The sequence below is a fragment of the Bacillus sp. DTU_2020_1000418_1_SI_GHA_SEK_038 genome (assembly GCF_032341175.1).
Taxonomy (GTDB): Bacteria; Bacillota; Bacilli; order Bacillales; family Cytobacillaceae; genus Cytobacillus.
In genome coordinates, this window is record NZ_CP135435.1 from 121,462 (window position 1) to 135,505 (window position 14,044).

Annotated in this window: 10 protein-coding genes and 1 other annotated feature; all 10 genes read left to right on the plus strand. The window is 41.1% G+C overall.

The window, feature by feature from the left end:
- Positions 1 to 140 precede the first annotated feature (140 nt).
- Complete coding sequence (rplA, locus tag RRV45_RS00625; RefSeq protein WP_315666861.1) at positions 141 to 839, plus strand: 50S ribosomal protein L1; 699 nt, start codon at positions 141 to 143, stop codon at positions 837 to 839.
- A gap of 67 nt (positions 840 to 906) precedes the next feature.
- Positions 907 to 1,042 (plus strand) — a sequence feature (ribosomal protein L10 leader region).
- A gap of 34 nt (positions 1,043 to 1,076) precedes the next feature.
- Positions 1,077 to 1,577, plus strand: coding sequence for a 50S ribosomal protein L10 (rplJ, locus tag RRV45_RS00630; protein WP_315666862.1), 501 nt, complete (start codon positions 1,077 to 1,079; stop codon positions 1,575 to 1,577).
- A 60-nt stretch (positions 1,578 to 1,637) separates the two neighbouring features.
- Positions 1,638 to 2,000, plus strand: a complete 363-nt coding sequence (gene rplL / locus RRV45_RS00635) for a 50S ribosomal protein L7/L12 (protein ID WP_315666863.1) — start codon at positions 1,638 to 1,640, stop codon at positions 1,998 to 2,000.
- A gap of 89 nt (positions 2,001 to 2,089) precedes the next feature.
- Positions 2,090 to 2,692, plus strand: coding sequence for a class I SAM-dependent methyltransferase (locus RRV45_RS00640; protein WP_315666864.1), 603 nt, complete (start codon positions 2,090 to 2,092; stop codon positions 2,690 to 2,692).
- Positions 2,693 to 3,068: 376 nt separating this feature from the next.
- Positions 3,069 to 6,629 carry a DNA-directed RNA polymerase subunit beta gene (rpoB, locus tag RRV45_RS00645; protein WP_315666865.1) on the plus strand — a complete coding sequence of 1,187 codons (3,561 nt, stop codon included), beginning with the start codon at positions 3,069 to 3,071 and terminating at the stop codon, positions 6,627 to 6,629.
- Between the two features lie 133 nt (positions 6,630 to 6,762).
- Entirely contained in the window at positions 6,763 to 10,362 is a 3,600-nt protein-coding gene (rpoC, locus tag RRV45_RS00650; RefSeq protein WP_315666866.1) for a DNA-directed RNA polymerase subunit beta', read from the plus strand.
- A 167-nt stretch (positions 10,363 to 10,529) separates the two neighbouring features.
- Positions 10,530 to 10,778 (plus strand): 50S ribosomal protein L7ae-like protein, encoded by a 249-nt coding sequence (locus tag RRV45_RS00655; RefSeq protein ID WP_315666867.1) that lies wholly within the window; start codon positions 10,530 to 10,532, stop codon positions 10,776 to 10,778.
- A gap of 103 nt (positions 10,779 to 10,881) precedes the next feature.
- Positions 10,882 to 11,304, plus strand: coding sequence for a 30S ribosomal protein S12 (gene rpsL / locus RRV45_RS00660; protein ID WP_315666868.1), 423 nt, complete (start codon positions 10,882 to 10,884; stop codon positions 11,302 to 11,304).
- A gap of 44 nt (positions 11,305 to 11,348) precedes the next feature.
- Positions 11,349 to 11,819, plus strand: a complete 471-nt coding sequence (gene rpsG, locus RRV45_RS00665; RefSeq protein ID WP_315666869.1) for a 30S ribosomal protein S7 — start codon at positions 11,349 to 11,351, stop codon at positions 11,817 to 11,819.
- A gap of 51 nt (positions 11,820 to 11,870) precedes the next feature.
- A complete protein-coding gene (gene fusA, locus RRV45_RS00670) occupies positions 11,871 to 13,949 on the plus strand; it encodes an elongation factor G (RefSeq protein WP_315666870.1) in 2,079 nt (692 codons plus the stop codon).
- The last annotated feature ends 95 nt before the right edge of the window (positions 13,950 to 14,044 follow it).

The following is a 14,044-nucleotide window of genomic DNA, read 5'->3' on the forward strand; positions in this document are numbered from 1 at the left end:
CATGCTTAAAGTATTAGGCAGTTCAATGGGGTTGCGTTGCTGAGCTTAGTTTCACACGCAACCTTTGTTCTGTCTAAGACTTTTGTTTTTCTAAGTGGGAGGATATTCCGCTAAAACCACAATTTTAGGAGGAAATAAAAATGGCTAAAAAAGGCAAAAAGTTTTTAGAAGCTGCAAAGCTTGTAGACCGTATGAAGGCTTATCCAATCGAAGAAGCAATTGATCTTGCAAAGAAAACAAACTTTACTAAGTTTGATGCGACTGTAGAAGTTGCTTTCCGTTTAGGGATTGACCCTAAGAAAGCTGACCAGAATATTCGTGGAGCAGTTGTGCTTCCAAACGGTACTGGTAAAACTCAACGCGTTTTAGTATTCGCAAAGGGTGAAAAAGCGAAGGAAGCAGAAGCTGCTGGAGCGGATTATGTTGGCGATGCAGACTACATCAACAAAATCAGCCAAGGCTGGTTCGAATTTGATGTAATCGTTGCGACACCTGACATGATGGGTGAAGTTGGTAAGCTTGGTCGTGTATTAGGACCAAAAGGCTTAATGCCAAATCCTAAAACTGGTACAGTTACATTTGATGTGGAGAAGGCTGTTAACGAAATTAAAGCAGGTAAAGTAGAATACCGCACTGATAAAGCTGGTAACATCCACGTTCCTATCGGTAAAGTTTCTTTCGAAAACGAAAAGCTTATCGAAAACTTCAACACAATTTTCGAAACAATGCTTAAAGTTAAACCATCTGCTGCAAAAGGTACTTACATGAAGAACGTATCTGTTACTTCAACAATGGGACCTGGCGTTAAAGTAGATCCTTCAACTGTTACAGTTAAGTAATTATTGGAAATAAACTTATAAGATTGACAAACAAAACTACATTTAGTAATATGTATTTTGTTGTTAAAATATATTACCATTTGTACCGTAGACAGCAGGTGCTTCTTGCTTAATATCCTGCCGAGGTCATACGATAGATTATTGTTTTCCCTATTGTATACTCCCTCCATGTCTGCTTGATGTGGAGGTTTTTTATTGAACGGTATAAGTGCAGAAATTTCTACAGGAGGTGTAAAGATGAGCAGCGCTATCGAACAAAAGAAACAAACTGTCGAAGAAATTGCTGACAAACTAAAGGCTAGTGTATCAACAGTTGTTGTTGACTACCGCGGTCTAACTGTTGCTCAAGTAACTGAACTTCGTAAACAGCTTCGTGAAGCTGGTGTTGAATTCAAAGTATACAAAAATACTTTAACACGCCGTGCTGCAGAAGTTGCTGAACTAACTGCTTTAAACGAAGTATTAACTGGTCCGAATGCTGTTGCATTCAGTAGTGAAGATGTAATTGCTCCAGCAAAAATCATCAATGATTTTGCTAAAAAGAATGACGCACTTGAAATTAAAGCTGGTGTCATTGAAGGAAACGTTGCAACTGCAGAAGAAATTAAGGCTCTTGCAGAACTACCATCTCGCGAAGGCTTACTATCTATGCTACTCAGCGTGCTTCAAGCACCTATCCGCAATCTTGCTCTTGCTGCAAAAGCTGTTGCAGATCAAAAAGAAGAACAAGGCGCGTAAGTTGAATTTTTTAACGATTAATACATCGGTTTAAACCAAATATAAGGAGGAAACATTATCATGACTAAAGAACAAATCATTGAAGCAGTAAAATCTATGACTGTTTTAGAATTAAACGACTTAGTAAAAGCTATTGAAGAAGAATTTGGTGTAACTGCTGCGGCTCCTGTAGCTGTTATGGGTGGCGCTGCTGGTGCTGCTGTTGAAGAAAAAACTGATTTTGATGTAATCCTTGCTTCTGCAGGCGATCAAAAAATCAAAGTTATCAAAGTTGTTCGTGAAATCACAGGTCTTGGACTTAAAGAAGCAAAAGAACTTGTTGACAACACTCCTAAAGCAATCAAAGAAGGCGCTTCTAAAGAAGAAGCTGAAGAAATCAAAGCTAAACTTGAAGAAGTTGGAGCTGGCGTTGAAGTTAAGTAATATAAAAAGAAAAAAGCCCGCTGTATAGCGGGCTTTTTTTAACCTCTCATTATTTCTGCAACCAAGTCCCCATTGGAGGTGATGATATCATGTCAGAACATTATTATTCCAAAACGCAAAGTACAGAAAGCAATCCTAAATATTGGAACTTTACTTTAAAGGGTCATCCATTCCGTTTTAAGACAGATAATGGAGTATTCTCAAAAAGTGAAGTTGACTTTGGATCAAGGCTGCTAATTGAAACGTTTGAACAGCCAGCAATTGAAGGAAACATTTTGGATGTTGGCTGCGGATACGGACCGATTGGACTTTCAGCAGCAAAGCTAATGGAAGACCGGCTTGTCCACATGGTAGATGTCAATTCAAGGGCGTTAGCTCTCGCGCGTGAAAACGCAGAGTTAAATAAAGTTAAAAATGTATGTATTTATGAAAGTGATCGACTTGAAAATGTAAAGGATGACAAATTTGCGGCAATATTAACGAATCCTCCAATTCGGGCGGGCAAAAAAGTTGTCCAAGATATTTTTGAGCAAAGCTATCAAAAATTACAGAAAGGCGGAGACCTCTGGGTAGTGATACAGAAAAAACAGGGAGCCCCGTCAGCAATTGAAAAGCTATCAGAATTTTTTAGTGAAGTAGAAACGGTAGAAAAGAAAAAAGGCTATTATATTTTGCGGGCAAAAAAAGATTGACTTGACTTTTTGCGTATGTTAGCATTATATAATGCCAACATAATATATTCCGATTATTTACTAAAATGCACAAAAGTTGTATAAATTTGGTTCTTAATGGGAAAGATAACAAAATAATTGTCGTAATGTGAAAATGTGGTTTTTTGAACTAAAAACCCTTTTTCTTTTTGTCTTGGCTGAATTAGTGATTGTTGTTGATTTAGCCATATGTGCGCATGTGACCGGTTCAATTCGGGACGAAAACATTCGAAATCATGTGCGTAATGGCGATTTGTAAGTCAACAAAATTAATTAATATAGCTTTTGTCTTAAGATAGGACAGTTGTTCTATTTGAGAATATTATTGCCATTAAGCTTGATTTGAGGGGTGAATCAGTTGATAGGTCAACTTGTTCAGTATGGACGACACCGCCAACGTAGGAGTTACGCGCGAATCAGTGAAGTTTTAGAATTACCAAATCTAATCGAAATCCAAACCTCTTCTTATCAATGGTTTCTTGATGAGGGTTTACGTGAAATGTTCCAGGACATTTCGCCGATTGAAGACTTTACTGGTAATTTATCGCTTGAATTTATTGATTACAGCCTTGGCGATCCAAAGTATTCCGTTGAGGAATCGAAAGAACGAGATGTTACATACTCTGCACCATTACGTGTAAAGGTACGTCTTGTAAACAAAGAAACAGGCGAAGTTAAAGACCAGGATGTCTTTATGGGTGACTTCCCGCTTATGACTGAAACAGGTACATTCGTGATCAATGGAGCGGAACGTGTAATCGTTTCTCAATTAGTTCGTTCACCGAGTGTATACTATAGTGGAAAATTAGATAAAAACGGGAAAAAAGGCTTTACGGCAACTGTAATCCCGAACCGCGGCGCTTGGCTTGAGTATGAAACAGATGCCAAGGATGTCGTGTACGTTAGAATAGATCGTACTCGGAAACTGCCCGTTACGGTTCTTTTGCGTGCCCTTGGGTTCGGTTCTGATCAAGAAATCATTGATTTGATTGGAGACAATGAATACATTCGCAACACGTTAGAGAAAGACAATACAGAAGGTACAGATAAGGCGTTATTAGAAATTTACGAACGCCTCCGTCCTGGTGAACCTCCAACTGTAGACAATGCGAAAAGCTTATTAGTTTCAAGGTTTTTTGACCCTAAGCGTTATGATTTAGCAAACGTAGGAAGATACAAAATTAATAAAAAGCTTCATATTAAAAATAGATTGTTCGGACAAAAATTAGCTGAAACGCTAGTAGATCCGGAAACAGGTGAAATTATTGCTGAAAAAGGGGTAACTCTTGATAGGCGTACACTTGATCGCATTCTGCCAAACCTTGAGAAGAACATCGGCTTCAAGACTGTCAGCCTTGTAGGTGGAGTTTTAGAAGAGGATATTACACTTCAGTCTATTAAAATTTATGCGCCTAATGAAGATGGCGATAAGGCTATTAATGTAATTGGGAATGCGTATGTGGAAGAGGCTGTTAAGAATATTTCGCCATCGGATATTATTGCTTCTATCAGCTACTTCTTTAACCTACTGCACTCTGTGGGAGATACTGACGATATTGACCATCTTGGAAATCGCCGTCTGCGCTCTGTTGGTGAGCTCTTGCAAAACCAATTCCGTATTGGCCTTTCCAGAATGGAACGCGTTGTTCGTGAAAGAATGTCCATTCAGGACACAAACACAATCACTCCGCAGCAATTAATCAATATTCGCCCTGTGATTGCATCTATTAAAGAGTTCTTTGGAAGTTCACAGCTATCTCAATTCATGGATCAAACGAATCCTCTTGCAGAATTAACACATAAACGTCGTTTATCTGCATTGGGACCTGGTGGATTAACGCGTGAACGTGCTGGTTTTGAAGTGCGTGACGTTCACTATTCCCACTATGGCCGTATGTGTCCGATTGAGACTCCTGAGGGACCAAATATTGGACTAATTAACTCATTATCATCCTTTGCGAAGGTAAATCGATTCGGATTTATCGAAACACCTTATCGCCGTGTTGACCCTGAAACGGGCAAAGTAACAGACCGTATTGACTACTTAACGGCTGATGAAGAGGATAACTATGTAGTGGCTCAGGCAAATGTGCTTCTTGCTGATGACGGCTCCTTCCTTGAAGAGGAAGTTGTTGCCCGTTTCAAAGGTGAAAACACAGTTGTCCCTCGTGATCGAGTTGACTACATGGACGTTTCACCGAAGCAGGTTGTATCCGCCGCGACTGCGTGTATACCGTTCCTTGAAAATGATGACTCCAACCGTGCGCTAATGGGTGCAAATATGCAGCGTCAAGCTGTACCATTGATGCAGCCGGAAGCTCCAAGAGTGGGTACAGGGATGGAATATGTATCAGGAAAAGATTCGGGTGCTGCAGTTATTTGTAAGCATGAAGGAATCGTTGAACATGTTGAAGCCCGTGAAGTATGGGTTCGCAGAATTGTTAATGTAGATGGCCAAGAAGTAAAAGGCGATCTTGATAAATATAGAATGCTGAAATTCATCCGTTCTAACCAAGGAACTTGCTACAACCAACGCCCAATTGTTGCTGTAGGCAACCGTGTTACAAAGGGTGAAATTTTAGCAGATGGTCCATCTATGGAGCTTGGAGAACTAGCGCTTGGACGTAATGTTCTAGTTGCCTTCATGACGTGGGATGGATATAACTATGAGGATGCTATCATCATGAGTGAGCGTCTCGTGAAAGATGATGTTTATACCTCTATCCATATTGAAGAGTATGAATCTGAATCTCGTGATACGAAGCTTGGTCCTGAAGAAATTACTCGTGATATTCCAAACGTTGGGGAGGATGCTCTTCGCAATCTGGATGAAAGAGGAATTATTCGTACAGGTGCTGAGGTTAAGGATGGCGATCTTCTAGTAGGTAAGGTAACGCCTAAGGGTGTAACGGAGCTTACTGCGGAAGAAAGATTATTACATGCTATCTTTGGTGAAAAGGCTCGTGAAGTACGTGATACTTCCCTTCGTGTTCCACACGGCGGTGGAGGAATCGTTCTGGATGTTAAAGTCTTTAATCGAGAGGATGGAGATGAGCTGCCTCCGGGTGTAAATCAGCTTGTTCGTGTGTACATTGTTCAAAAGCGTAAAATCTCTGAAGGGGATAAGATGGCTGGACGACATGGTAACAAAGGGGTTATCTCGCGTATTTTACCAGAAGAAGATATGCCTTATATGCCAGACGGAACACCAGTTGACATTATGTTAAACCCATTAGGGGTACCATCACGTATGAACATTGGACAGGTGCTTGAGCTTCATCTTGGAATGGCTGCGAGATCTCTAGGTATTCACGTAGCATCACCTGTATTCGATGGTGCTACTGAAGAAGATGTTTGGTCTACGATTGAAGAAGCTGGAATGGCTCGTGACGCGAAAACAGTTCTTTATGACGGACGTTCCGGAGAGCCGTTTGACAACCGCGTATCTGTTGGTGTCATGTATATGATCAAGCTTGCACACATGGTTGACGACAAACTTCATGCTCGTTCGACAGGTCCATACTCTCTTGTTACACAGCAGCCGTTGGGCGGTAAAGCTCAATTCGGCGGACAGCGTTTCGGAGAGATGGAAGTATGGGCGCTTGAAGCGTATGGCGCTGCTTATACATTGCAGGAAATCTTAACGGTTAAATCGGATGATGTTGTAGGACGTGTGAAAACGTATGAAGCTATCGTCAAAGGTGAAAACGTTCCAGAGCCTGGTGTACCTGAGTCATTTAAAGTATTAATTAAAGAACTTCAGAGCCTGGGTATGGATGTTAAGATTCTTTCAGGCGATGAGGAAGAAATTGAAATGCGTGATATGGAGGATGAAGAGGATCTGCAGCAAGCTGAATCCTTCACAATTGCTCCTGAACCGCAAAACTCAGAAGCCGAAGAAGTTGTTACAAAAGAGTAGGTTACGGATAAAATTTAATATTAGTTCACAGCCTTCGCTTATTTAAGCGGGGCTGGAACATTAAAATTGCACCCCAATTGCTTTTTATGGGCAAAATGGGCATAGCCCGGAGATAAAAAGGGAGGTAGGCCCCTTGCTAGATGTAAACAATTTTGAGTATATGAAAATCGGTCTTGCTTCACCAGATAAGATCCGTTCATGGTCACATGGTGAGGTAAAAAAGCCTGAAACGATCAACTATCGTACGTTAAAACCAGAAAAAGACGGTTTATTCTGTGAGCGTATTTTCGGACCAACAAAGGACTGGGAATGTCATTGCGGAAAATATAAACGTGTACGCTATAAAGGTGTAGTCTGTGACCGATGCGGCGTTGAAGTAACGCGTGCAAAGGTACGTCGAGAAAGAATGGGTCATATTGAGCTAGCTGCTCCTGTTTCCCACATCTGGTATTTCAAAGGAATCCCAAGCAGAATGGGACTTGTTCTTGATATGTCTCCTCGTGCGCTGGAAGAAGTCATTTACTTTGCGTCTTACGTAGTGACTGATGCGGGCGACACAGCCCTTGAAAGAAAGCAATTGCTTTCAGAAAAGGAATACCGGGCATATCGTGAAAAATACGGCAATAAGTTTCAAGCTTCGATGGGTGCTGAGTCCATTAAAAAGCTTCTTTCTGATATTGATTTAAATAAAGAAGTTGATATTTTAAAAGATGAACTTAGAACCGCACAAGGACAGCGAAGAACACGTGCGATTAAGCGTTTAGAAGTACTGGAGGCTTTCCGTGGTTCAGGCAATGAGCCTTCTTGGATGATCCTTGATGTGCTCCCTGTTATCCCACCGGAGCTCCGCCCGATGGTTCAGCTTGATGGCGGCCGTTTCGCAACATCTGACCTAAATGATTTATACCGCCGTGTGATTAATAGAAATAATCGTCTAAAGCGCTTATTGGATCTTGGTGCGCCTAGTATCATTGTTCAAAACGAAAAGCGCATGCTTCAAGAAGCTGTGGATGCATTAATTGATAATGGCCGTCGCGGCAGACCTGTTACAGGGCCTGGTAACCGTCCATTAAAATCACTATCCCACATGTTAAAAGGTAAGCAAGGACGCTTCCGTCAAAACCTATTAGGGAAACGTGTTGACTACTCTGGCCGTTCGGTTATCGTTGTTGGACCTAACTTAAAGATGTATCAGTGCGGACTTCCGAAAGAAATGGCATTAGAGCTTTTCAAGCCATTCGTTATGAAAGAGTTAGTCGAGAAGGGCTTATCTCATAATATTAAATCGGCCAAACGCAAAATTGAACGTGTTCAGCCAGAGGTTTGGGATGTTTTAGAAAGTGTTATTAAAGAACATCCAGTTCTTCTTAACCGTGCCCCTACTCTTCATAGATTGGGCATTCAAGCGTTTGAACCAACATTAGTTGAAGGCCGTGCTATTCGCCTTCATCCACTCGTTTGTACAGCCTATAACGCTGACTTCGATGGTGACCAAATGGCAGTTCACGTTCCACTTTCATCAGAAGCACAAGCTGAAGCGCGTCTATTAATGCTTGCAGCCCAAAACATTCTGAATCCGAAAGATGGAAAACCAGTCGTTACTCCTTCTCAGGACATGGTATTAGGAAACTATTACCTGACTCTAGAAAGAGATGGCGCTGTTGGAGAAGGTATGATTTTCAAGGATATTAATGAAGCGTTGCTTGCGTATCAGAATGGATATGTCCACCTACATACACGTGTGGCAGTTCATGCTGGTTCTTTGAAAAATCCAACATTTACACCGGAGCAAAATCAGAAGCTTCTTATTACAACAGTAGGGAAACTTATTTTTAATGAGATTTTACCAGCGTCATTCCCTTATATAAACGAGCCTACAAGACAAAATTTAGAGGAAGAAACTCCAGCTAAATATTTTGTGGAAAAAGGGCAAGAAGTACTTTCGGTTATTCGTGAAATGCCGCTTGTGGATCCATTTAAGAAGAAGATTCTTGGTAATATTATTGCCGAAGTTTTCAAACGGTATAAAATCACTGAAACATCAAAAATGCTTGACCGCATGAAAGACCTTGGATTTAAGTACTCTACAAAAGCAGGTATTACAGTTGGTGTTTCTGATATTGTAGTACTTGGTGAAAAAGAGCAGATTATCCAAGAGGCGCAAGTAAAAGTTGATAATGTTATGAAGCAGTTTAGACGCGGTCTTATTACAGAGGATGAGCGTTATGATCGTGTTATCTCTATTTGGAGTGCTGCGAAAGACACTATTCAAGAAAAATTGATGAGATCACTAGATAAATCAAACCCAATCTTCATGATGAGTGATTCCGGAGCCCGTGGTAACGCGTCTAACTTTACCCAGTTAGCGGGTATGCGCGGACTGATGGCGAACCCGGCCGGTCGAATTATTGAGTTGCCTATTAGATCAAGTTTCCGTGAAGGCTTGACCGTATTGGAATACTTTATTTCTACTCACGGTGCTCGTAAAGGTCTAGCCGATACAGCACTAAAAACGGCGGACTCAGGTTATTTAACACGCCGACTAGTAGACGTGGCTCAAGACGTCATTGTTCGTGAAGATGATTGTGGTACAGATAGAGGCTTATTAATCAGTTCATTGAAAGACGGCACGGAAGTAATTGAAACTCTTGAAGAACGTCTAATTGGGCGACATGCAAGAAGGGCTATTAAACATCCGGAAACGAAAGAAGTAATTGTGCCTGAAAATGGTCTAATTACTGAAGATCTTGCTCAAGAGGTTACAGAAGCAAACATTGAACAAGTATGGATCCGTTCAGCATTTACTTGTAACACGCGCCACGGCGTATGTAAGAAATGTTACGGTCGCAATCTAGCAACAGGTCAAGAGGTTGAAGTAGGAGAGGCAGTAGGTATTATTGCTGCTCAATCTATCGGTGAACCTGGAACACAGTTAACGATGCGTACATTCCATACTGGAGGGGTTGCGGGAGACGATATTACACAAGGTTTGCCGCGTATCCAGGAATTGTTTGAAGCACGTAACCCTAAAGGGGTAGCTGTCATTTCTGAAATTGAAGGTGTTGTAGTAGGAATTAATGAAGGCAGAGACCGCCAGCATGAGATAGTTGTCCAAGGTGAAGTGGAATCCCGCACATACTCAGCGCCATACACTGCTCGTCTTAAAGTAGCAGTGAATGACCAAGTAGAACGCGGACAGGAGTTAACAGAGGGTTCGATTGATCCGAAGGAATTAATCAGAGTGAAGGACGTCACGGCTGTTCAAGAATACTTATTACGCGAAGTACAGAAGGTTTATCGTATGCAAGGGGTTGAAATTGGTGACAAGCACATCGAAGTAATGGTCCGCCAAATGCTTCGTAAAGTACGTGTCATTGATGCTGCTGAAACAGATGTATTGCCAGGGACTCTTCTTGACATTCATCAGTTTACAGATGCTAATGAAAAAGCGCTTCTTGCTGGTAAACTACCTGCTACAGGACGTCCAGTTTTACTGGGAATCACGAAGGCATCTCTTGAAACAGATTCATTCCTATCTGCTGCATCATTCCAAGAAACAACAAGAGTTCTTACAGATGCGGCAATTAAAGGAAAACGCGATGAGTTACTGGGATTAAAGGAAAATGTTATCATTGGTAAGCTAGTCCCAGCTGGAACAGGAATGCAGCGATATCGCAGAGCAGAACCTTACACGAAGGAAGAAGCGGCTGAGGATGCACTTCCTGTAGAATAAATTTAAATGATCGGTGCTGGCTCAATTGCTTGGCCAGTACCGTTTTTTTGAAGTTACTTCATCATTTAATTTTTAAAAATATAAGTTTGATTGTTGACATCGGAAAATGAAGATGGTAATATAGCAAAGGTGCTCCTATTAACTGGATACTTTGGAGGATGTCACATATGTCTTATGAAAAAGTATTGCAGGCAAAAGGTATAATAATAGGAACTAGGCAAACAGTGAAAGCACTGCAAGCAGGAACAATTAAAGAAATTGTCATTGCCAAAGACGCGGATCCGAAAGTGATAGCGAAAGTGGCAAGTAAAGCAACTGAGGTAAATGTTCCGATTCTCTATGTAGACTCCATGAAAAAGCTTGGAAAAGCATGTGGGATAGATGTTGGTGCAGCAGCTGTTGCGATTATCATTTAAAAACTGTTTTTGTAGAATGGCTCTGCAAAGACTTTGTTTTTTGCAACAAAATGAACCACCTGGATGTGTGGGCTTAACAAAATAGTGAAGGGAGGACAATTCAATGCCTACAATTAACCAATTAGTGCGCAAGCCTCGTCAAACAAAAGAGGATAAATCAAAATCACCTGCGCTAAACAAAGGCTATAACAGCTTCAAAAAAGCACAAACAAATGTTTCTTCACCACAAAAACGCGGTGTATGTACTCGTGTTGGTACAATGACTCCAAAAAAACCAAACTCAGCATTACGTAAATATGCTCGTGTGCGTTTATCTAACGGAATCGAGGTTAATGCTTATATTCCTGGTATCGGTCATAACCTGCAAGAACACAGTGTTGTTCTAATTCGCGGCGGACGTGTAAAGGACTTACCGGGGGTACGTTACCATATCGTTCGTGGAGCATTAGACACAGCTGGTGTTGCTAACCGTATGCAAAGTCGTTCTAAATACGGTCAGAAGAAACCAAAAGCAGCGAAAAAATAATTTCAATAAAATAAAGAAAAGAATTTTTGAAAGGAGGAAATAATATGCCACGTAAAGGTCCTATAGCAAAAAGAGACGTATTACCGGATCCGATTTACAACTCAAAGCTTGTTAGCAAACTTATCAACAAAATGATGGTTGACGGTAAGAGAGGTAAATCTCAAGCAATTCTTTACTCAGCATTTAATATTATTAGCGAGCGCGCTGGAAAAGAGCCAATGGAAGTTTTCGATCAAGCGCTTAAGAACATCATGCCTGTACTTGAAGTAAAAGCACGCCGTGTCGGCGGATCAAACTACCAAGTACCAGTAGAGGTGCGTCCAGATCGTCGTACAACTCTTGGTCTTCGCTGGTTAGTAAACTACTCTCGTCTACGTGGAGAAAAGACGATGGAAGAGCGTTTAGCAAACGAAATTCTTGATGCAGCTAACAATACTGGTGCATCAGTTAAGAAACGTGAAGACACTCACAAAATGGCAGAAGCTAACAAAGCATTTGCTCATTATCGCTGGTAGAATTTATTCTCAATACAAAATATTACTCATACTAGGAAGGAGAAAGACCCAATGGCAAGAGAGTTCTCCTTAGAAAATACTCGTAATATCGGGATCATGGCACACATTGATGCCGGTAAAACAACAACAACTGAGCGAATTCTGTACTACACAGGAAAAATCCACAAAATCGGTGAAACACACGAAGGTGGAGCTCAGATGGACTGGATGGAGCAAGAGCAGGAGCGTGGGATCACAATTACATCTGCAGCAACAACTGCACAATGGAAAGGTCACCGCGTAAACATCATCGATACACCAGGACACGTAGACTTCACAGTTGAAGTTGAACGTTCACTTCGTGTACTTGATGGTGCAGTAACTGTACTTGATGCTCAATCTGGGGTAGAACCACAAACTGAAACAGTATGGCGCCAAGCTACAACTTACGGCGTACCACGTATTGTTTTCGTAAACAAAATGGATAAACTTGGTGCGGATTTCTTATATTCTATCAGCACACTTCATGATCGTTTACAAGCGAATGCAGCAGCGATCCAACTACCAATTGGTGCTGAAGATACATTCAGAGGTATCATTGACTTAGTTGAAATGGACGCTACATTCTACAACAACGATCTTGGAACTGATATTCAAGTTGGAGAAATCCCAGAAGAATATCAAGCTCAAGCCGAAGAATACCGCGAAAAGTTAATAGAAGCAGTATCTGAATTCGATGAAGATTTAATGGAAAAGTATCTTGGTGGAGAAGAAATCACTAAGGAAGAGCTAAAAGCAGCGATTCGTAAAGGTACTTTAAGTGTTGAATTCTATCCAGTATTGTGCGGAACTGCTTTCAAAAACAAAGGTGTTCAAAAAGTTCTTGATGCAGCAGTTGATTACCTTCCATCTCCTCTGGACATTCCTGCTATTAATGGTGTGAACCCAGAAACAGATGAAGCAACAGAACGTCATGCAGATGATGAAGAGCCATTCTCTGCTCTTGCATTTAAAGTTATGACTGACCCTTATGTTGGTAAACTTACATTCTTCCGTGTTTACTCTGGTACATTGAACTCAGGTTCATATGTGAAAAACTCAACGAAAGGTAAGCGTGAGCGTGTAGGACGTATTCTGCAAATGCATGCTAACTCACGTGAAGAGATTTCGATTGTACATGCTGGAGATATCGCAGCAGCTGTAGGTTTGAAAGACACGACTACAGGGGATACACTTTGTGATGAAAAATCTCCTGTTATCTTAGAATCAATGGAATTCCCAGAGCCAGTTATTCAATTATCTATTGAGCCAAAAACTAAGGCTGACCAAGATAAAATGACAACAGCTCTTCAAAAACTTCAAGAAGAAGATCCGACATTCCGCGCACATACTGACCAGGAAACTGGAGAAGTAATTATTGCAGGTATGGGTGAGCTTCACCTTGATATCCTTGTTGATCGTATGCGTCGTGAATTTAAAGTGGAAGCTAACGTTGGTGCACCTCAGGTTGCATACCGTGAAACATTCCGCGGTTCAGCTTCAGTTGAAGGTAAATTTGCTCGCCAATCTGGTGGACGTGGACAATATGGTCACGTTTGGATTGAATTCTCTCCAAACGAAGAAGGTAAAGGTTTCGAGTTTGAAAATGCTATCGTTGGTGGGGTTGTTCCTCGTGAGTATATCGCACCTGTACAAGCAGGTCTTGAAGATGCGCTTGACAGAGGAGTTCTTGCTGGATTCCCATTAGTTGATATTAAAGCTAAATTATTTGATGGATCATACCATGATGTTGACTCATCTGAAATGGCATTTAAAATCGCTGCATCAATGGCGTTAAAAAATGCTGCGTCAAAATGTAACCCTGTAATTCTTGAGCCGGTAATGAAGGTTGAAGTTATTATTCCTGAAGAATACATGGGAGATATTATGGGTAACGTTACTTCACGCCGTGGTCGCGTTGAAGGTATGGAAGCACGCGGCAACGCTCAAGTTGTTCGTGCAATGGTTCCACTTTCAGAAATGTTTGGTTACGCTACTTCATTACGTTCAAGCACACAAGGTCGTGGTGTATTCTCTATGACATTTGATCATTACGAAGAAGTGCCAAAATCAATTTCTGAAGAAATTATCAAAAAACACAAAGGTGAATAAAAGTAATTGATTTTACCTTTTTAATCAAGTATAACTACTATTGTAGGCATCATGGCTGCGAAAAGGATTTACCTTTTCGCAGCTCAAAAATACTT